The 18,676-nt window shown below is 73.5% G+C and carries 17 protein-coding genes; 9 read left to right on the top strand and 8 right to left on the bottom strand.

The features are described from left to right. Nucleotides 1–3 precede the first annotated feature (3 nt). On the bottom strand, nucleotides 4–471 hold the full coding sequence (gene arfB / locus ACFC0G_RS02040; RefSeq protein WP_376395655.1) for an alternative ribosome rescue aminoacyl-tRNA hydrolase ArfB: 468 nt from the start codon (nucleotides 469–471) through the stop codon (nucleotides 4–6). Between the two features lie 87 nt (nucleotides 472–558). Here arfB and ACFC0G_RS02035 point away from each other — a divergent pair, with 87 nt between their 5' ends. Both ACFC0G_RS02035 and ACFC0G_RS02030 read left to right on the top strand, forming a co-directional pair. Beyond that, the gene (locus ACFC0G_RS02035) at nucleotides 559–1,134 is read left to right on the top strand and encodes a TerD family protein (RefSeq protein WP_030321928.1); all 576 of its coding nucleotides are present in this window, start codon (nucleotides 559–561) and stop codon (nucleotides 1,132–1,134) included. A gap of 95 nt (nucleotides 1,135–1,229) precedes the next feature. After that, nucleotides 1,230–1,772 carry a GNAT family N-acetyltransferase gene (locus tag ACFC0G_RS02030; RefSeq protein ID WP_376395652.1) on the top strand — a complete coding sequence of 181 codons (543 nt, stop codon included), beginning with the start codon at nucleotides 1,230–1,232 and terminating at the stop codon, nucleotides 1,770–1,772. A 7-nt stretch (nucleotides 1,773–1,779) separates the two neighbouring features. Here ACFC0G_RS02030 and ACFC0G_RS02025 read toward each other — a convergent pair whose 3' ends face one another. Beyond that, nucleotides 1,780–3,234: a M1 family metallopeptidase gene (locus tag ACFC0G_RS02025; protein ID WP_376396151.1), complete on the bottom strand. Its 1,455-nt coding sequence runs from the start codon at nucleotides 3,232–3,234 to the stop codon at nucleotides 1,780–1,782. A 145-nt stretch (nucleotides 3,235–3,379) separates the two neighbouring features. Beyond that, nucleotides 3,380–4,888: a leucyl aminopeptidase gene (locus ACFC0G_RS02020; protein ID WP_376395650.1), complete on the bottom strand. Its 1,509-nt coding sequence runs from the start codon at nucleotides 4,886–4,888 to the stop codon at nucleotides 3,380–3,382. Nucleotides 4,889–5,203: 315 nt separating this feature from the next. On the opposite strand from ACFC0G_RS02020, the gene ACFC0G_RS02015 reads away from it, so the two are divergent. The 5 genes from ACFC0G_RS02015 to ACFC0G_RS01995 are packed head-to-tail and all read left to right on the top strand — an operon-like array spanning nucleotide 5,204 to nucleotide 11,874. Beyond that, nucleotides 5,204–7,306 carry a hypothetical protein gene (locus ACFC0G_RS02015; RefSeq protein ID WP_376395647.1) on the top strand — a complete coding sequence of 701 codons (2,103 nt, stop codon included), beginning with the start codon at nucleotides 5,204–5,206 and terminating at the stop codon, nucleotides 7,304–7,306. Between the two features lie 26 nt (nucleotides 7,307–7,332). Continuing rightward, nucleotides 7,333–8,886: a GT4 family glycosyltransferase PelF gene (gene pelF / locus ACFC0G_RS02010; protein ID WP_376395644.1), complete on the top strand. Its 1,554-nt coding sequence runs from the start codon at nucleotides 7,333–7,335 to the stop codon at nucleotides 8,884–8,886. Continuing rightward, a complete protein-coding gene (locus tag ACFC0G_RS02005; protein WP_376395641.1) occupies nucleotides 8,883–10,460 on the top strand; it encodes a hypothetical protein in 1,578 nt (525 codons plus the stop codon). The genes pelF and ACFC0G_RS02005 overlap by 4 nt, the downstream gene beginning before the upstream one ends. Nucleotides 10,461–10,468: 8 nt before the next feature. Continuing rightward, nucleotides 10,469–11,086, top strand: a complete 618-nt coding sequence (locus ACFC0G_RS02000; RefSeq protein ID WP_376395639.1) for a spherulation-specific family 4 protein — start codon at nucleotides 10,469–10,471, stop codon at nucleotides 11,084–11,086. Further along, the gene (locus tag ACFC0G_RS01995; protein ID WP_376395636.1) at nucleotides 11,083–11,874 is read left to right on the top strand and encodes an endo alpha-1,4 polygalactosaminidase; all 792 of its coding nucleotides are present in this window, start codon (nucleotides 11,083–11,085) and stop codon (nucleotides 11,872–11,874) included. Before ACFC0G_RS02000 ends, ACFC0G_RS01995 begins: the two co-directional genes overlap by 4 nt. Nucleotides 11,875–11,889: 15 nt before the next feature. Here ACFC0G_RS01995 and cobS read toward each other — a convergent pair whose 3' ends face one another. Continuing rightward, on the bottom strand, nucleotides 11,890–12,696 hold the full coding sequence (gene cobS, locus ACFC0G_RS01990) for an adenosylcobinamide-GDP ribazoletransferase (protein ID WP_376395633.1): 807 nt from the start codon (nucleotides 12,694–12,696) through the stop codon (nucleotides 11,890–11,892). 25 nt (nucleotides 12,697–12,721) lie between these two features. Here cobS and ACFC0G_RS01985 point away from each other — a divergent pair, with 25 nt between their 5' ends. Further along, nucleotides 12,722–13,492, top strand: coding sequence for a hypothetical protein (locus ACFC0G_RS01985; RefSeq protein WP_376395630.1), 771 nt, complete (start codon nucleotides 12,722–12,724; stop codon nucleotides 13,490–13,492). Here the strand turns inward: ACFC0G_RS01985 and ACFC0G_RS01980 are convergent. From ACFC0G_RS01980 to ACFC0G_RS01965, 4 genes are all read right to left on the bottom strand, one after another. Further along, nucleotides 13,426–14,142 carry a hypothetical protein gene (locus ACFC0G_RS01980; RefSeq protein WP_376395627.1) on the bottom strand — a complete coding sequence of 239 codons (717 nt, stop codon included), beginning with the start codon at nucleotides 14,140–14,142 and terminating at the stop codon, nucleotides 13,426–13,428. The two genes, ACFC0G_RS01985 and ACFC0G_RS01980, sit on opposite strands and share 67 nt — an antisense overlap. Further along, complete coding sequence (locus ACFC0G_RS01975; RefSeq protein WP_376395624.1) at nucleotides 14,139–15,902, bottom strand: phosphatidylglycerol lysyltransferase domain-containing protein; 1,764 nt, start codon at nucleotides 15,900–15,902, stop codon at nucleotides 14,139–14,141. The genes ACFC0G_RS01980 and ACFC0G_RS01975 overlap by 4 nt, the downstream gene beginning before the upstream one ends. Nucleotides 15,903–16,016: 114 nt before the next feature. Continuing rightward, nucleotides 16,017–17,093 carry a nicotinate-nucleotide--dimethylbenzimidazole phosphoribosyltransferase gene (gene cobT / locus ACFC0G_RS01970; protein ID WP_376395621.1) on the bottom strand — a complete coding sequence of 359 codons (1,077 nt, stop codon included), beginning with the start codon at nucleotides 17,091–17,093 and terminating at the stop codon, nucleotides 16,017–16,019. Between the two features lie 46 nt (nucleotides 17,094–17,139). Continuing rightward, nucleotides 17,140–18,342, bottom strand: a complete 1,203-nt coding sequence (locus tag ACFC0G_RS01965) for a bifunctional adenosylcobinamide kinase/adenosylcobinamide-phosphate guanylyltransferase (RefSeq protein WP_376395618.1) — start codon at nucleotides 18,340–18,342, stop codon at nucleotides 17,140–17,142. Between the two features lie 91 nt (nucleotides 18,343–18,433). Between ACFC0G_RS01965 and ACFC0G_RS01960 the strand changes: the two genes are divergently transcribed. Then, nucleotides 18,434–18,640, top strand: a complete 207-nt coding sequence (locus ACFC0G_RS01960) for a hypothetical protein (protein WP_376395615.1) — start codon at nucleotides 18,434–18,436, stop codon at nucleotides 18,638–18,640. Nucleotides 18,641–18,676: the final 36 nt, after the last annotated feature.

Raw genomic sequence — 18,676 nt, 5'->3', positions numbered from 1 at the left:
GGCTCAGCCCCAGTCGCCCCGGGACTGCCGGGTCTTCTTGGTCTCCGAGCGCTGCTTCTTCTCGCGCAGCCGGCGTTCGTTGATGCCGCGCGGGATCTTCGTCGCCCTGCGGGGCTTCGGCGGCGGGGCCGTCGCCTCGGCGAGGAGGGCGGCGAGCCGGACCGCGGCCGTCTCGCGGTTGCGCCACTGGGAGCGGTGCTCCGATGCGCGGACCGTCACGACGCCGTTGACCAGGCGGGAGGCGAGGCGCTCCAGGGCGCGGGCCTTCCACACCTCGGGGAGCGACGTGGTGGCCGCGAGGTCGAAGCGGAGCTCCACCTGCGAGTCGCTGGTGTTCACGTGCTGCCCGCCCGGCCCCGACGACCGCGAGAAACGCCACTGGAGCTCGGCCTCGGGGAGCGAGACGGAGCCGCGGATGGGATAGGGACCGGCCATGCCCCCATGTTCCCCGCAGTGGGCCGTTGGAGTCATCCTCTTTTCACCGGGAACCCGTCGGGAACCGCTGGGGGCCGGTACGCGTTTCACCAGGCGACGACACCACGATGAAAGGGACTTTCCATGGCTGTGAGCCTGTCCAAGGGCGGCAACGTCTCTCTGACCAAGGAGGCCCCCGGCCTCGCCGCCGTCACCGTGGGCCTCGGCTGGGACGTCCGCACCACCACCGGCACCGACTTCGACCTCGACGCGTCCGCGATCGGTGTGGACGCCGCCGGCAAGGTCGCCTCCGACGCCCACTTCGTCTTCTTCAACAACAAGTCGACGCCGGACCAGACCATCGTCCACACCGGTGACAACCGCACCGGCGAGGGCGGCGGCGACGACGAGCAGATCAACGTCAACCTGGCGGCCCTCCCGCCGACCGTCGACAAGATCGTCTTCCCGGTCTCCATCTACGACGCGGTCAACCGCTCGCAGAACTTCGGCCAGGTGCGGAACGCCTACATCCGCATCGTCAACCAGGCCGGCGGCGCCGAGCTCGCCCGCTACGACCTCTCCGAGGACGCCGCCGTCGAGACCGCGATGGTCTTCGGCGAGCTCTACCGCAACGGCGCCGAGTGGAAGTTCCGTGCGGTCGGCCAGGGCTACGCCTCGGGCCTTGAGGGCATCGCCCGCGACTTCGGCGTCAACCTCTAAGACTCCGAAGACCCCGTAGAAGAACCGAAGAAAAGCCGTAGAAACGGCTTGAGAGCCCCGGCGCGTTCCGCGCGCCGGGGCTCTACCCTTGCCGCGTGATCGTCGAAGCCCTCGCTCCCAAGGCCCTGGAGGACGGCGCCGCCCTCCCCGGCGCGCTGCTCACCGAGCTCACCGCGCTCTACGCGTCGAACGAGGAGTTCCAGCAGCTCAGCGGCGACTTCCCGGACCCTTCCGACATCCGCCCCGAGCAGGTCGCGGCGGCCCTCGCCGACGATCTCGCGGAGCCCACCGCCGAGGTCCTCCTCGCCCGCTCCGAGGGCCGGCTCGTCGCCGTCGCCGTGACCCTCGGCCGCCATCCCGACCCGGCCGACCCGGACCCGTGGCTCGGACTGCTCATGGTCCACGCGGGCGAACAGCGCGCCGGCCACGGTCGCCGGCTCGCCGCGTACGTCGAGGACCGCTTCCGCGCCGCGGGCCGCACCGGTCTGCGGCTCGCCGTCCTGGAGAACAACCCGAAGGCGCTCGCCTTCTGGACCTCCCTCGGTTACGAGGAGACCGCCCGGCGCCCGGACCTCGCCCACGGCCGCCCGTGCGTCGTCCTGCGCAAGAGCCTGACCGACCAGGGCCGGACCGACTAGCCGGCGGCTACGGGGTTGCCGGTCTGCCCTCGCCGTACAGCCAGACCTTCCACAGCCCGTCGAGGTCCTTCCCCGCCACGCTCTCCGCGTAGGCCGTGAAGTCGGCCGTGGAGGCGTTGACGTGGCGGTACTTCGCGGGCCAGCCGCGCAGGATCTCGTCGAAGGTCCCGTCCCCGACCGTCTCGCGCAGCTTGTGGAGGACCATCGCGCCGCGCTGGTAGACGGGCGGGTCGAAGAGGTTCTCGGCGGCGGGCGGGGCGGCCGGCGGGAAGGCCCAGTTGGCGTCCTGGGCGAAGGCCCGCGCGAAGTGCGTCCGCGCGGGGACGCCCTCGTACTCCTCCGAGTACAGCCACTCGGCGTACGTGGCGAAGCCCTCGTTCAGCCACAAGTCCCGCCAGGTGGCGGGGGTGACCGAGTTCCCGAACCACTGGTGGGCCAGCTCGTGGACGAGGGTCGTCCGGTCGAAGGAGGCGGCGGGGAAGACGGGCCGGGTCTGGGTCTCCAGGGCGTAGCCGAGGGTCCCGTCCTCGGTGACGATCGCCCCGGCGGCCGAGAAGGGGTACGGGCCGAAACGCCCGGCCTGCCGGGCGAGGATCTCGGGGATCTCGCCGCGCAGCGCCGCGCTGCCCGCCGCGACCGACGGCTCGGCGGCGGTCAGGACGGGCAGGGAACGGGAGCCGGTCGCCGAATCCGCGGCGGTCCCGGTCGCCGTCCCGGTCGCCGTCTCCGTCGCCGTCTCGTACCGGCCGATCGCGACCGTCGCCAGATAGCTCGCCATCGGCTCGGCCGCGTGCCACACGGTGGTGACGCGGCCGTCCCGCTCCGTCCGCCGCTCGGTCCTGACGCCGTTGGAGAGCGCTTCGAGCCCGGCCGGGACGGTGAGCGTGATGTCGTAGGCGGCCTTGTCTGCGGGGTGGTGGTTGCCGGGGAACCAGGTCATGGAGCCCTCCGGTTCGCCGACCGCGACCGCCCCGTCGTCCGTGCGCAGCCAGCCCTCCACGGAGCCGTCCGCGTCCGTGATCGGCTCCGGCACGCCCGTATAGGTGACGGTGACCGTGAACTCCGCCCCGTCGCGGATCTCCTCGCGCGGGCGGAGCGTCAGCTCGTTCCCCGCCCTGTTGTGCGCGGCGGGGGCGCCGTCGACGGTGGCGCGGGAGACGCGGAGCCCGGCCAGGTCGAGGTTGAAGGCGCTGAGGTCCTGGCCGGCGCGGGCGGTGATCTCGGTGGTGCCGTCGAGGCGCCCGCTGCGCGGGTCGTAGGCGAGGGACAGGGCGTAGTGCCGCACGTCGTAGCCGCCGTTGCCGAGCTTCGGGAAGTACGGGTCGCGCAGCCCGGCGGCCCCGGGAGTGCCCCGGACCCCGGTGCCGGCCGCGGTGCAGCCGCCGGCGAGGAGCGCGAGGGCGAGAAGGGCCGCGGCGGCCCCGGTGCGGGTCCGCGTCCGGGACCGGGTCCGGGTCCGCATGCGGGACCGGGTCACATCCACGTACTCGTCCCCGTAAGCGTCCACGTATCGATCCTAAGCAGGACGGATGTGATGGGCCGGACAAGGAAAACGGCGGTGGGGGCCCGGGGGGGGGGCCGGGGCCCCGCCCCTGTCACGGGTGTGCTCAGAGCTCGCCGGCGGCGGTGAGCTCGGCCAGCTTCACGAGGGTGCGCACCGAGGAGCCGGTGCCGCCCTTCGGGGTGTACCCGTACGGGGCGCCCTCGTGGAAGGCCGGGCCCGCGATGTCCAGGTGGGCCCAGGTGATGCCCTCGCCCACGAACTCCTGGAGGAAGAGACCGGCGACCAGGCCGCCGCCCATCCGCTCGCCCATGTTGGCGATGTCGGCGGTGGGGGAGTCCATGCCCTTGCGCAGGTCCGCCGGGAGCGGCATCGGCCAGGACGCCTCGCCGACCTCCTCCGCGGCCTCGTGGATCGCGGTGCGGTAGTCGTCGTCGTTGGCCATGATGCCGAAGGTGCGGTTGCCCAGGGCCAGGACCATGGCGCCGGTCAGGGTCGCCACGTCGACGATCGCGTCCGGGTGCTCCTCCGAGGCCTTGGTCAGCGCGTCGGCGAGGACGAGCCGGCCCTCGGCGTCGGTGTTGAGGACCTCGACGGTCTTGCCGCTGTACATGCGCAGCACGTCACCCGGGCGGGTGGCGTTGCCGGACGGCATGTTCTCGGCGAGGGCGAGCCAGCCCGTGACGTTGACGGCGAGACCGATGCGGGACGCGGCGACGACGGCGGCGAACACGGCGGCGGCACCGCTCATGTCGCACTTCATCGTCTCGTTGTGGCCGGCCGGCTTCAGCGAGATGCCGCCGGAGTCGTAGGTGATGCCCTTGCCGACCAGGGCGAGGGTCTTCTCCGCCTTCGGGTGGGTGTAGGCGACGCGGACCAGGCGCGGGCCGCGGACGGCGCCCTTGCCGACGCCCAGGATGCCGCCGTAGCCGCCCTTGTCGAGCGCCTTCTCGTCGAGCACCTGCACCTTGAGGCCGTGCTCCTTGCCGGCGGCCGCGACGATGGCGGCGAACGACTCGGGGTAGAGGTCGTTCGGCGGCATGTTGATGAGGTCGCGGGAGCGGTTCATCTCCTCGGCGACGGCCAGGGCGCGCTCGACCGCGGCCTTGTAGGCCTTGTCGCGCGGCTTGGCGCCGAGCAGGGCGACCTCGGCCAGCGGCTTCTTCGCGTCCTTGGCGCTCTCCTGGTACGCGGTGTAGGCGTACGCGCCGAGCAGGGCGCCCTCCGCGACGGCGGCGGCGTCCTCGGCGGAGGAGATCGGCAGCGCGAAGGCGGCCTTCTTCGCGCCGGTCAGGGTGCGGGCGGCGGTGCCGGCGGCACGGCGCAGGGTCTCCGCGCCGAACGGCTCGCCGTCCTCGGGGGCGGTGCCCAGGCCGACGGCCAGGACGACGGGGGCCTTGAGACCGGCGGGCGCGGGCAGCTTCGTCGCCTCACCCTCGGAACCCGAGGCGCCCAGGGTCTCCAGGACGGCGGCGAGCCGCCCGTCGAAGGCCTTGTCGACGGCCTCGCCGCCCGGGGCGACGACGAGCGTCTTCCCGGACTTGGCGACGCCGACCACGAGGGCGTCGGCGCGCAGCGTCGCCGCACCGGCAGTGCTGAGAGTGAGAGCAGTCACGGTGGTGAATTCTCGCTTCCATTGAGTTCTGTGGCGGTCGAGGGATGGGCCGACCGTGCCCGCCGCATCGTATTTCGGCCCGGAGAGCGCCGAGAACGAGCCTACGCTCGCTCACCGCGTTCGCTCACGGCGGCAGTGATTCACTCATCCGTGGTGTCTCTTTCATGTTTACCGTTCAGGGTCGGAGAGCTCGTCCACACTCGCCTCATTCCCGCAAGGGCGACGCTCGCGCCTTTGCATCATCTGCATCATCTCCACAGGTCCCGCCGGTCCGGCCTCGGCCCGGGACGGGCCTGCAGAGGGGGGACACCACCGATGGACTCCGGCCGAATCCGCACGCCCAGAACCGCCCGCCGCACCTCGTCCCGCACCGCCCCGCGCCCCGCGCCCCGCACCGCGCGCGTCGCCGTGCTCGCCGCCGCCGCGCTGCTCGCCACCGTCGTGCCGTCCGCACAGGCGGTGGCCGCCCCGGCGCCCCGCGTCGACCTGACGGTCCTCGTCGTCGACGACGGCGGCAGCGCCGTCGAGGCCATCACCGCCGAGCTGAAGGGCTCCGGCGTCCCGTACCGCAGGATCGACCTCAACGACCCGAACCGTCCGGTCCTCGACCCGGCCTTCCTCAGCGACACGCTCGACGGGCGCCCCCGCGCCAAGTACCAGGGCGTCGTCCTGCCCCACGAGAGCGCCTTCGGCCCCGACTCCGCCGAGCACACCGCACTCCAGGCGTACGAGCGGACCTTCGGGATCCCGCAGGTCGACGCCTACACCTGGTCGCACCCCGGCGTCGGCCTCGACTACACCAACGAGGGCGGCTGGTCCGGCGTCCTCGACGGGACCACGGCCGGCGTCACCGCCGCGGGGAAGACGGGCCCCTTCCGCTACCTCGCGGGCGCGCTCACCTTCGAGGACAACGACCCGGCGATCGCCGAGAGTTACGGCTACGCGGGCCGCCCCCGCGCCGGCTTCACCAGCTACGTCGACATCCCCGTCACGGGCGGCGGCCGGGCCAGCCTCATCGGCGAGTACACCGCCGACGGGCGCCGCGAGCTCGTCGTCACCTTCGCCTACAACCAGTACCAGCGGCAGTTCCGGGCCCTCGCGCGCGGCATCGTCGAATGGCTCACCCAGGGCGTCCATCTCGGCCAGAGCCGCAACTACCTCTCCGTCCACGTCGACGACGTCTTCGCCCCCGACGCCCGCTGGGACCCCGCGCTCAACTGCACCCCCGGCGACTTCGACTGCGTCGAGGACGACGGCGAGGGCGTCGACCCCATCAGGATGACCGCCGCCGACGCCCAGTACGCCGCCGCCTGGCAGAAGGCCTCCGGCTTCACCCTCGACATGGTCTACAACGGCGGCCAGGGCGAGCAGTGGAAGACCGAGCACGGCGGCACCGACCCGCTCACCACGCAGCTCGTCGCGGACCGCGCCCAGTACCGGTGGATCAACCACACCTACACCCACCCCTTCCTCGGCTGCGTCCAGGACAACACCACCGTCCCCTGGCGGTGCACCAAGGACCTCGCCGGCAACACCCTCTGGGTCAGCCGCTCCGAGCTCTCCGGCCAGATCAGGAACAACCACAACTGGGCCGTCGGCAAGGGCATCTCCGTCGACCGCTCCGAACTCGTCACCGGCGAGCACTCCGGTCTGAAGACCCTGCCCCAGCAGCCCGCCGACAACCCGAACCTTTCCGGCGCCCTCGCCGACAACGGCGTGAAATGGACCGCGAGCGACAACTCCCGCGAACCGCAGCAGCGTTCCGTCGGCACGGGGAGCAGCGCCGCGAAGACCGTGCCCCGCCACCCCATGAACGTGTACTACAACGTGGGCACCGCCGCCGAGATGACCGACGAGTACAACTGGATCTACACCTCCCGCGCCGACGGCGGCAGCGGCGCCTGCGAGGACAACCCCCTCTCCACCTGCCTGCCCGCCCCGCTCCCCACCACCACCGGATACGCCGGGCGGATCGTCCCGCAGGAGGCCCGCACGGCCCTCTCCCACGTCCTGGGCAACGACCCCCGCCCGCACTACGTCCACCAGTCCAACCTGGCCGAGGAACGGCTCCTCTACCCCGTACTCGACCGCGTACTGTCCGACTACCGGGCCCTGTTCGCACCCAGCGCACCCCTGGTGAACCCGGCCCAGAGGGACGTCGGTACGGAGCTGAACCGCCGCGCCGCCTGGGACCAGGCGATCGCCGCCGGAAAGGTCACCGCCTACCGCATCGGCACCACGGTCACCGTCAAGGCCCCGGCCGGCCTCACCGTGCCCGTCACCGCGCCCGAGGGCACCCGCAAGCAGGCCCTGCTCGGCTCGACCGTCTTCGGCTCGGCCTACGCGGGCACCCGCTCGGCCTGGACCACGCCCGAACTGCTCCAGACCGCCGTCACGCTCACGCTCCCGACCGCCTGACCAGCACGTCCTGGGGGGAAACGCACATGCCGAGCAGTGGCCGTCATGTCACCATGCTCACCGAAGGCACCTATCCACATGTCCACGGCGGCGTCAGCACCTGGTGCGACCAGCTCGTCCGCGGCATGCCGGAGGTCGACTTCGAGATCCTCGCCCTCACCGGCAGCGGCCGCGAACCCGTCACCTGGGAGCTGCCGCCCAACATCACCCGGCACACCGCGTTCCCCCTCTGGGGCCACCCGCAGGGGCCGGCCGCGCCCGGCTTGTTCGCCGGAGCGCGCCGGTCCCTGCGGGGGCGTGAACGCCGCCGCTTCCTCGACGCGTACGAACGCCTGCTCCTCGCCCTCCTCGACCCGGAGGCGGGCTGCGACTTCGGCACGAGCCTGTACGAACTGGCCGAACTGGCCCGGCAGGGACGGCTGACCTCCGCCCTGCGCTCCGAACCGGCCCTGCGCTCCCTGATGTGGATCTGGACCATGCCGCACCTGCCGACGCTTGCGGCCCGGCCCACCGTCCACGACGCGCTCACCGCCACCGACCTGCTGGAACACGCCCTGCGCCCGCTCGCCGCCCGGATAGCCACCGGCAGCGTGGCCCACGCCGTCTCCAGCGGCCTCGCCACGCTGCCGGCCCTCGCCGCGCAGCACTTCGAAGGGGTGCCCTTCCTGCTCACCGAACACGGCATCTACCTCCGCGAGCGCTACCTCGGCTACCGCACCGACGCGCAGCGCTGGCCCGTCAAGGCCCTCATGCTCGGCTTCTACCGCGAGCTCAACACGCTCGGCTACCGCAAGGCCGACCTCATCACCCCCTGCAACCAGTACAACCGGCGCTGGGAGGAGCGCGGCGGCGCCCCCGCCGACCGCATCCGCACCGTCTACAACGGCGTCGACCCGGCCCTCTTCCCCGAGGCCGGACCGGAACCCGAGACCCCCACCCTCAGCTGGTGCGGGCGGGTCGACCCCATCAAGGACCTGGAGACCCTGATCCGGGCCTACGCGATCAGCCGCGCCGAACTCCCCGAGCTGCGGCTGCGGTTGTTCGGCCCGGTCCCCGCCGGGAACGAGGACTACCGCACCCGCCTGGAGAAGCTCGCCGCCGAGCTGGGCGTCACCGACGGGATCACCTTCGAGGGCCGCGTCTCCGAGGTGCCGCGCGCCTACGCGGCCGGCAGCGTCGTCATGCTCTCCTCCATCAGCGAGGGCTTCCCCTTCTCCCTCATCGAGGCCATGTCCTGTGGCCGGGCCACCGTGTCGACGGACGTCGGAGGCGTACGGGAGGCCGTCGGCGACGCCGGGATCGTCGTCCCGCCCCGCGAACCGGCCGTCATGGCCGCCGCCGTCACCGAACTGCTCCGGGACGGGGCCCGGCGCGCCGAACTCGGCCGCCTGGCACGGCAGCGGGTCATCGACCGGTTCACCCTGAACCGCTCCGTGGACGGCTTCCGCCAGATCTACCGCGAACTGGCCGGCGAACGCCCGGCCCCCCGCCCCCGCCTCGACCCGAAGGTCTGGACGATCCGCCTCCCCGCCCCCCGCCGCACCCCGACCGTCCTCGTCGCAGGAGGCACCCCGGCATGAGCGGCTCCCTCTGGCTGAAACCGCCGACCGCGGAGACCCCGCTCCCGGCGATCCCCCGCCCCCGACGCGAGGGCTCCACGGCCCTCCGGGCCGACGCCCCGTCCGCCCCCACCCGTGCCGACGACGCCCTGTCCGCCCCCACCCGTGCCGACGACGCCCTGTCCGCCCCCGCCCGTGCCGACGACGCCCCGTCCGTCCCCGCCCGTGCCGGCGACGCACCTGCCGACGACGCTCCCGCCGACGACTGCCTCGCCGTCGACCCCCTCGACGCACTCGCCGAGCGGCTCGACGCGTTCGTCGCCGTCGCCGTGCACCCGGACGAGATCGCCGCGCTCCTCGAATCCGACGGCATGACCGACGACCACATACGCCTCACCTACGGCCGAGCCGACTCCTTCGCCCTCGCCGAGGACCTCTACGCGCGCGGGGAACGCCGCCACCCCGCACCGGAGGCGCCGCCCACCGGGCCCTGGCACGGCGAACTCGCCGGCTGTCTCCTGCGCGGGCTCGTCTTCGCCCTGCCCGGCCTCGCGTACGTCCTCGCCGCACCCCTCCTCGCCGGCGAGCCCGGCCGGTTCGGGCTCCCCGGCGGAACGATCCCGCTCCTCGCCGGGGCCGTCACCGGCTGGGTCTGGAACCAGACCCTGTCCCACCGCGCGTACACCTGGCTCGGCCTCGGCGACCGGCCCGCCGCCGCCCGGACCCTGCTCACCGGCGCCCCGGCGGGCGCCCTCGCCGGATCCGCCGTCGCGTTCGCGGTCGCGGGACCCGGCGAGCTCCCGGCGGCCCTGTTCGCCGCCGGCCAGTCGCTCTACCTCGCCGCCGCGACCGTCCTCCTGGTCCTCGGCCGCGAACGGGCCCTGCTCCGCGCCCTGCTGCCGCTCGCCGGAGCCGTCCCCGCCTTCCGCTGGGACCTGCCCGACCTCCTGCGGGCCGGGCTCCTCCTCGCCTCGCTCACCGCCGCCGTCGCGTGCGCGGCGCTCGTGCTCCGGCCGGGCGTGCGGCGCGGGGCGGCGGGCCGGGGCGGGCCACCGCGCGCCGCCTCCGTCCCGTACGGACTCTTCGGCCTCGGCAGCGGACTGCTCGTCCTGCGCGCCGGCATCGGGGACGACCTGGTGAGCGGCGCGGGGGCGGTCGTCGCGCTGACCCTCTCCATGGGGCCTGCCGAGTGGCTGCTGCACCGCTTCCGGGGCGAGAGCCTGGCCCGGCTGCGGACCCTCACCACGGCCCGCGAGTTCCGCAGGGCGGTCACCGGCACCCTCGTCCTCTGCCTCGGCGGCTACCTCACCGTCCTCGTCGGCCTCACCCTCGCCGCGACCCTGGCCTGGCCCGGGGCGCCCTGGCCGACGCTCCCGCGCCTCGCCTCGCTGCTCGTGATCGGGACCGTGCTCTGGCTGGGGCTGCTGCTCCAGGCCTTCGGCGCGGTGGGGAGCGCGGCGGCCGTGTGCCTGATCGCGGCGGCGGCGCAGACCGCCGTGCCCGCGGCGGGCCCGGCGGCGACCGGGGGAGCGGCGGCGCTGCTCGCCGTCCTCACCTGTGTTCTGCTGGTACGACCGACCGCCCACCGCGCGTAGGGGGGACCATGACGCCCTGCCTCCTGGTGCCGTACTACGAGCACCCCGCCGACCGCCCCGAGGCCTGGTCGGCCCTCGTCGCCGCCGCGCCCTCCCTCCACGGCGTCGTCCTCAACCCGGCGAGCGGCGCGGGCGAGGCGCCCGACCCCGCGTTCGCCGAGGCGGCGGCGCGGCTGCGGGAGGCCGGCGTGCGCGTCCTCGGGTACGTCGACACCGCCTACGGCCGCCGCCCGCACGCCAAGGTCGTCACCGAACTGCTCCGGCACCGCGACTGGTACGGCGCCGACGGGACCTTCCTCGACCAGGTGACGACCGCACCCGGCGGACTCGCCCACTACCGGCGGATCGCGGTCGCGGCCCGGGCCGCCGGGGCCGCGACGCTCGTCCTCAACCACGGCGCCCACCCGGACCCGGGATACGAGGAGTTCGCCGACCTCCTCGTCACCTTCGAGGGCCCCTGGGACACGTACCGGACGCTCGACCTCCCCATCGCCCCGCACTACTGCCACCTCGTCTACGCGGCCCCGCCCGGGGTCCGCCCGGCCACCCCCGTGCACTGCGCGGTCCCCGGCACGGGCGCGCACCCCTGGGGCACCCTGCCGCACCTCCTGGAGCCCGCCCGATGAGACGTCTGCTGCCCCTGCTCGCGGGCCTGTTGCTCCTGGCCACGGCCTGTACGACGGCCCCCCAACCCGACCCGAAGCCCTCGCCGGACGACCGCTGGCGGCCGAAGCCCGGCCTGGCCTGGCAGTGGCAGCTCAGCGGCCGTCTCGACCCGACGGTCGACGTCCCGGTGTACGACATCGACGGCTTCGACCACCCGGCGTCCACGGTCAAGGACCTGCACGCCCGCGGCCGCAAGGTCATCTGCTACCTCTCCACCGGCGCCTGGGAGGAGTTCCGCCCGGACGCCGCCCGCTTCCCGAAGTCCGTCCTCGGCAAGGGCAACGGCTGGGAGGGCGAGCGCTGGCTCGACATCCGCCGCACCGACGTCCTCGAACCCCTCATGGCGAAGCGGCTCGACATGTGCCGGGACAAGGGCTTCGACGCCGTCGAACCCGACAACATGGACGGCTACAAGAACCGCACCGGCTTCCCGCTCACCGCCGCCGACCAGCTCCGCTACAACCGTCTCGTCGCCCGTCTGGCCCACGACCGGGGTCTCGCGGTGGGCCTCAAGAACGACCTGGACCAGATCCCGAGGCTGCTCCCGGACTTCGACTTCGCGGTCAACGAACAGTGCGCCGAGTACGACGAATGCGGCCGCCTGGCCCCGTTCGTGGCGGCCGGCAAGGCGGTCTTCCACGTCGAGTACGAACGGGAGACCGGCGACTTCTGCCCCCAGGCCCGGAAGCTGGGCCTCAGCTCGATGCAGAAGCGGTACGAGCTGGGCGTCTGGCGCAAGCCCTGCTAGGGCCTGCCCGGCGGCTCACCCCAGGGTGAGCGCCACCAGCGCCACCGTCGCCGCCGTCTCCTCCACCGCGCCGAACACGTCGCCCGTCACCCCGCCGAAGCGCCGCACGCACCGGCGCAGCAGCAGCGCCGCCGCGCCCAGGCCCGCGCCGGCCGCCAGGACGTTCCGTACCGCGTCGTAAGGGGAGAGGAGGAGGCCCGCGCCCGCGCACGCCACCAGGACGAGCGCGGTCGAGAGGGTCGCCGAGCGGACCGGGACCGTCGCCGCGACGATCGCGCCGAGGCCCTCGGGGCGGGCCGCGGGGACGCCCTGGCGGGAGGCGTGGGTGAGGGCGAGGCGGGCGACGGTCGCGGCGAGGGCGGCGGCGACCGTGCCGTGCGCCCAGCCCTCCTCGTACAGCCGGGCGAGCGCGGCGACCTGGGCCAGCAGGACGAGGAGCATCGTGATGACGCCGAACGGGCCGATGTCCGACTGCTTCATGATGCGCAGCGCGTCCTCGGCGGGCTTGGCGCTGCCGAGGCCGTCCGCCGTGTCCGCGAGGCCGTCGAGGTGGAGGCCCCGGGTGAGCACGGCGGGGACGGCGGTGGTGACGACGGCCGCGAGCAGCGGTCCCGAGCCGAGCAGCAGGAACGTCCCGCCGAGCGCGGCGGAGGTGAGGCCGACGACGAGGCCGGCGAGCGGGGCGCAGAGCATGCCGGCGCGCGCCGCGTCCCGGTCCCAGCGGGTGATGCGGGCGGGGAGCACCGTGAGGGTGCCGAAGGCGAAACGCAGGCCGTCCATCCGGGCAGGGTAATCGCCGCCCCCGGACGGTAGATTACGCATAACGCTCATATCGGAACGGGGTGGCATGGGTCACTGGTTCACCCGGAACATCGTCGAGCCGGGGAAGCTCCCGACGCTGCTCGCTCTGACCTCGTTCGTCCTGACATTCCTGGTCACCCGGACCATCACCCGGCTCATCAGGGCGGGGAAGGGCCCCTTCAAGAACGTCTCCTCCGGAGGGCTCCACATCCATCACGTCGTGCCCGGTGTCGTCCTCACCGTCATCGGCGGCTTCGGCGCGGTGGGCAGCGGCCGGCACGGCTTCGGCGCGGGGCTCTTCGCCGTCGTCTTCGGGATCGGCGCGGGGCTCGTCCTCGACGAGTTCGCGCTGATCCTCCACCTCGACGACGTGTACTGGACGGACGAGGGCCGCAAGAGCGTCGAGGTGGTCGTGCTCACCGCGGCCCTCGTCGGCCTCGCCCTGAGCGGCTTCTCCCCGCTCGGCGTGGACGACATGACCGCCGACGAACGCCAGGACCGGGCCACGTTCCTGCTCACCCTGGCGGTGAACTTCCTCTTCGTCCTGATCGCCCTGGTGAAGGGGAAGTTCCGGATGGCCGTGATCGGCACCCTGGTCCCGCCCGTGGCGATCGTCGGGGCCGTCCGCCTGGCCCGCCCCGGCTCCTGGTGGTCCCGCCGCTTCTACGGGCGCCGGCACAAGGCCCGCGCCCGCTCCCGCATCCGTACGTACCGCCACGACAAGCGCTGGACCAAGGTGCGGCGCCGTTTTCAGGACCTGATCGGCGGCTTCCAGGAACGGGTCCCGGGCCGGAGCTCCAACCCGCCGCCATCCTGACGCCGCTCCCGCAAGGCCTCGATCCCGATGAGCACGAGGACGCCCGCGATGGCGGCCAGATGCTCCTTGCCCGCCAGATTCGGCTTGACGAACACCTCGACGACCATGGCGACGACCACCGCGCCCCCGGTCCACCACGCCCGGTAGCGCCAGCAGACGTAGACGGCGAGACCCACGACGGCCGCCGACGGGCCGGTGTCGACCACCTGCGCGTCCGAGGCCGGAAGACCGAACGGGGTGCCCGGTCCGAGGGCGATGGCCACCCGCGCGTACAGCGTCCCGCAGAGCGTGGCCAGATAGGCGACGGCGAGCGTCCGCCACCGCCCGAGACAGATCTCGGCGATCCCGAACACCAGCAGGACCTGCGCCAGGGCGCCCCAGACGGGCAGGTCGAGCGCGGGGACGAAGAGCGAGAGCGGGGTCCGCAGCAGGGCCAGCCACAGCGGGTCCTCGGCCCGCACGGACCCGATGTCCTGGACCGGCTGGTAGCCCCAGTCCTGGTTCTGCACGAGCTGGAAGAGGCCCGTCAGACAGACGGCGGCCAGCGTCATCGGGACCGCACGCCACCTCCGTACGACGAGCGCCGTCCGTACGGTGCCGAACAGCGGGCCCCACTCGCGGCGCGCGAAACGCGTGACCGAGCCGCTCAACGCCCACTCTCCAGATGCTTGCGGTGCAGCCACTTCGGCAGTCCGGGGGCTTCGAGGAAGCCCTCGGCCCGGCCGGCGGCGAGGCCGATGCGCAGCAGATCGGCGCTCTTCTCGAAGAGCATGAATCGGGGCTCCCAGATCGGTCGGTACTTGGCGTTGGCGCGGTACAGCGACTCGATCTGCCACCAGCGGGAGAAGAAGCTGAGCAGGGAACGCCACATGCGCAGCACGGGTCCCGCCCCGAGCTTCGAGCCGCGTTCGAAGACGGAGCGGAACATCGCGAAGTTGAGCGAGACCTGAGTGATCCCGATCTCCTTGGCCCGCTGGAGGAGCTCGATGACCATGAACTCCATCAGGCCGTTCTCGGAGTCCCGGTCACGGCGCATCAGGTCGAGCGAGAGGCCCTTCGGGCCCCACGGCACGAAGGACAGCACGGCCCGCAGCTCCCCCTGCCCGTCCGTGCACTCCAGCATCACGCAGCGCCCGTCGTGCGGGTCCCCGAGCCGCCCGAGGGCCATCGAGAAGCCCCGCTCGGTCGCCCCGTCCCGCCAGTCGTCGGCCTTGCGGAGCAGCTCGTCCATCTCCTCGCCCGGGATGTCCTCGTGGCGCCGGATGCGGACCTCGTAGCCGGCCCGCTTGACCCGGTTGAAGGCCTGCCGGACCGTCCGCATGGCCCGGCCGTCCAGGGTGAACTCGTCGGTCTCCACGATCGCCTCGTCGCCCAGCTCCAGGGCGTCCAGGCCGTGCCGGGCGTAGATGACCCCGGCCTCCTCGCTCGCGCCCATCACGGCCGGGATCCAGCCGTGCTCGCGGGCCTCCGCGAGCCAGGGCTCGATCGCGCCGGGCCAGGCCTCGGGGTCGCCGATCGGGTCGCCGGAGGCGAGGGAGACCCCGCCGACCACCCGGTAGGCGATGGCGGCCTTCTCGCTCGGCGACCACACGACGCTCTTCTCGCGGCGCAGCGCGAAGTAGCCGAGCGAGTCGCGGTCCCCGTGCTTGTCGAGGAGGATCCGCAGCCGGTCCTCGTCCTCCTGGGTCAGCGGGTCGACGGCCCGCCGGGCGCGGAAGGCGGCGAAGAGCACCGCGAAGAGCAGCAGCGTGGAGAGGACGTTGATGGTGACGTCGACCCAGCCGGGTGTGGTGATCCCGGCGAAGCGCGAGTCGTCGCTGGCCAGGGTCACCAGACGCATCACGCCGTACCGCCAGCGCTCCAGGAAGGTGGAGGGGGCGGTGGAGGTGTTGGTGACGGTGACCAGGACGGCGGCGAGCAGCGAGGTGACGAGCAGTCCGCCGACCGCGACGATCGCGGCGAGCAGCGGGTTGGAGCGGTCGCCCTTCGCGTAGAACTCCTTGCGGCCGAGCAGCAGCGCGAGGACGAAGGCGGCGGTCAGGGCGAGCGAGATCCAGTTCTGCGTGTGCTGCCGGATCTCCGGGAAGACCATCACGACGGCGAACAGCAGCAGGAACAGGCCGCCGAGCACCATGTTGAGGATCCACGCGGCCCGCTTGCGGCGGCGCATGGTGATCGCCAGGAAGAGCGTGAAGACGCCCGAGGCGAAGCCCGCGGTGAGCATGTACGGGGTGAAGTAGTTGTCCTCGTTGTGGCGGCGCAGGTCCTGTCCGAAGGAGACCCAGACGGCGCTGAGGAAGTTGATGAACGTGACGGCGCGCAGGTACCAGACGGCGAACGCGGCGCTGCGCCGCGAACGGACGGTGGAGCCTCGGGGCGCTGCTTCGGCGGACAAACGGACCTCTCCCATGAAAAGCGATCATATGGGGCATCGCTTGTCGTGCGGAGACGCCGGAGGCGGCCACGCGCGCGTCGCGCGTGGCCGCCCCGGAGTCGGACGATCCGTCTTTCCCGCTTCTCCCCGTCAGACCTCGGGAGAGCCCTCGCCGTCCGGAGTGGTCGGATCCGGTCGCTCGGGCAGCTCCGCGGCGAAGGCCGCCGCGGCCTGGACGAGGGGAAGCGCGAGCAATGCCCCGGTTCCCTCACCCACATGGACGCCGTGGTCGAGCAGAGGGTTGAGCGCCATCCTGTCCAAAGCCTTCGCCTGCGCCGGCTCCCCGCTCACCTGACCCGCCAGCCACCAGTCCGGCGCGCGGAACGCCGCCCGCTGCGCCACCAGCGCACAGGCCGCTCCGACCACCCCGTCCAGGATCACCGGCATCCGCCGCACCGAGGCCTGGAGCAGGAAGCCCGTCATCGCCGCGAGGTCCGCGCCGCCGACCGCCGCGAGCAGCTCCAGCTGGTCGCCGAGCACCGGCCGGGCCCGCCGCAGCGCGTCCCGGACCGCCGCGCACTTGCGCATCCACGCCAGGTCGTCGATCCCGGCGCCGCCCCGGCCCGTCACCACGGAGGCGTCCGTCCCGCACAGCGCCGCGATCAGCGTCGACGCCGGGGTCGTACCGCCCACGCTCAGATCCCCGAGCACCACCAGATCGGTGCCCGAGTCCGCCTCCTCGTCGGCGATCGCGATGCCGAGCCGGACCGCCGCCTCGGTCTCCTCGACCGTCAGCGCGTTCTCCACGTCGATCCGGCCGCTGCCGCGCCGCACCCGGTGGCGCACCACCTCGGCCGGCAGCAGCTCCGGCTCGCAGTCCAGACCGGCGTCCACGACCCGTACCGGCACGTTCGTCGAGCGGGCCAGGACGGCGATCGGGCTCGCCCCGTCCAGGACCGCGCGCACCAGCTCGTGCGCGGTGCCGGGCGCGCGGCCCGACACGTCGAGCGAGGCCACCCCGTGGTCGCCCGCGAAGAGCACCACCTTCGGCGCCTCGATCGCGCGCACCTTGACCGAGGCCTGCGCGGCCGACAGCCACTCACCGAGCTCGTCGAGCCGCCCGAGCGCCCCCGGCGGCACGGCCAGCCGCTCACGGCGCTCCTCGGCGTCACGCCGGATACCGCCGTCGGGGCGCTCGATCAGATCGGAGAAGTCGTCCAGGTTCACCAGTTCCGCCTTGTGACAATCAGCGAGGGCCTTCGGTGGGGGAACCCTACCCGCGCAGCACCAGCGCCTGACCGGCGACCACGAGGAGGACCTCCTCGCACTCCTCGGCGAAGGCCGCGTTCAGCCGGCCCAGCTCGTCCCGGAACCGGCGCCCCGACGCCGTGCCCGGCACCACCCCCGAGCCGACCTCGTTCGTCACGGCGACGACCGTGCGGCGCGTGGCCCGCACCGCCGCGACCAGCTCCGCCGTCCGCTCCCGCAGCGCCGTCTGCCCGCCGTCCGCCCACCGCTCGTCGTCCCAGGCGCCCACCCGGTCCATGGCGTCCGTCAGCCACAGCGACAGACAGTCGATCAGGAGCGCGGGACCGTCCTCGGCGAGCAGCGGTACGAGGTCACAGGTCTCGGCGGTACGCCACGCACCCGGCCGCCGCTCCCGGTGCAGCCCCACCCGCTCCGCCCAGTCCGGGTCGCCCTCCCGGGTCCCGCCCGTCGCCACGTAGAGCACCTCGGGGAAGGTCTCCAGACGCCGCTCGGCCTCCACGGACTTCCCCGACCGGGCCCCGCCGGTCACCAGCGTCCGCCGGGGCACGTCCGGCACCTCGTGGTACTCGCCCACGTACAGCGTCGTCCCGTCCGGCACCGCCCGCGCGCCCGCCGCCGCCAGCCGCCGGTCCAGCGCCGCCCCCGTCGGCACGTCGTGGTCCAGATGGACCGCGATCACCTCGGTGGCCGGGCCGACCGCCCCGGTCGCCCGCAGCCGCGCCAGCGCGTCCGGACGGCCCGTCACATCGGCGACGACCATGTCGTACGGCGCGCCGTGGTCCTCCGGAAGCCCCGCGGGAGCCCCGCCCGGCGGCAGGTAGAGCAGCCGCTCGCCGTCCGCGGAGGTCACCTCGTACCCCGTGCCGGGGGAGTCCATCGGCACCGCCCGCACCCGGTGCCCGCTGATCAGCGTCAACTCCCGGCCGTCCGGCACCCTTCCGGCCGTCGGCAGCCCGGCGGGCACCTCCACGGCCGGCCCGTCGTGCGGATGCGTGAGCAGCACCTGCCGCACGCCCACGAGCGAATGGCCCGAACGGGCCGCCGCGAGCGCGGCCCCCGGGGTGAGATCGAGCAGCAGGGCCCCGTCCACGAGCAGCGCGGTCGCGGCCCGGGCCCGGGTACCGCGGGAGAGCGCGCAGACGGCGCAGGGGCAGTCGGGGCGGGGGAGCCCGAGGGGGGCGCCGGTGCCGAGCAGAGTCAGTTCCACCCTCAGATCCTCCCGCGCCACCGCGAGGCGTGCGCGCCCGGCTACGCTGCGGGCAGGAAACCGATCATCCGGTGAGCGCCTGGAGGCGGACATGGCATGGACGTGGCGGTTCGAGAAGTCCGACGGCACGGAGGTCGAGCCGGTGGTGGCTCCCGAGGAGTTCACCACCCAGGGCGACGCCGAGAGCTGGATCGGGGAGCACTGGCGTGACCTCCTGGGCGGCGGCGCGGACCAGGTGACGCTCTCGGAGGACGGCGCCAAGATCTACGGCCCGATGCCCCTGGACGCGGAGGGCTAGGACCTGTCGGCACGGGGGTGCGGGGGCGCGACGCTG

This window comes from Streptomyces sp. NPDC056169 (assembly GCF_042268445.1).
In the GTDB taxonomy this organism is placed as follows: Bacteria; Actinomycetota; Actinomycetes; order Streptomycetales; family Streptomycetaceae; genus Streptomyces.
This window is presented reverse-complemented; position numbering and strand designations above follow the sequence as displayed.

Bases quoted from the DNA above. Each gene is read 5' to 3' on its own strand.
- ACFC0G_RS01975 (WP_376395624.1), bottom strand. From the start codon at position 15,902: ATGGGAGAGGTCCGTTTGTCCGCCGAAGCAGCGCCCCGAGGCTCCACC.
- ACFC0G_RS02035 (WP_030321928.1), top strand. From the start codon at position 559: ATGGCTGTGAGCCTGTCCAAGGGCGGCAACGTCTCTCTGACCAAGGAG.
- ACFC0G_RS02025 (WP_376396151.1), bottom strand. From the start codon at position 3,234: ATGCGGACCCGGACCCGGTCCCGGACGCGGACCCGCACCGGGGCCGCC.
- ACFC0G_RS01985 (WP_376395630.1), top strand. From the start codon at position 12,722: ATGGGTCACTGGTTCACCCGGAACATCGTCGAGCCGGGGAAGCTCCCG.
- ACFC0G_RS01995 (WP_376395636.1), top strand. From the start codon at position 11,083: ATGAGACGTCTGCTGCCCCTGCTCGCGGGCCTGTTGCTCCTGGCCACG.
- ACFC0G_RS01960 (WP_376395615.1), top strand. From the start codon at position 18,434: ATGGCATGGACGTGGCGGTTCGAGAAGTCCGACGGCACGGAGGTCGAG.
- ACFC0G_RS02000 (WP_376395639.1), top strand. From the start codon at position 10,469: ATGACGCCCTGCCTCCTGGTGCCGTACTACGAGCACCCCGCCGACCGC.
- arfB (WP_376395655.1), bottom strand. From the start codon at position 471: ATGACTCCAACGGCCCACTGCGGGGAACATGGGGGCATGGCCGGTCCC.
- ACFC0G_RS02015 (WP_376395647.1), top strand. From the start codon at position 5,204: ATGGACTCCGGCCGAATCCGCACGCCCAGAACCGCCCGCCGCACCTCG.
- ACFC0G_RS02005 (WP_376395641.1), top strand. From the start codon at position 8,883: ATGAGCGGCTCCCTCTGGCTGAAACCGCCGACCGCGGAGACCCCGCTC.
- pelF (WP_376395644.1), top strand. From the start codon at position 7,333: ATGCCGAGCAGTGGCCGTCATGTCACCATGCTCACCGAAGGCACCTAT.
- cobS (WP_376395633.1), bottom strand. From the start codon at position 12,696: ATGCGTAATCTACCGTCCGGGGGCGGCGATTACCCTGCCCGGATGGAC.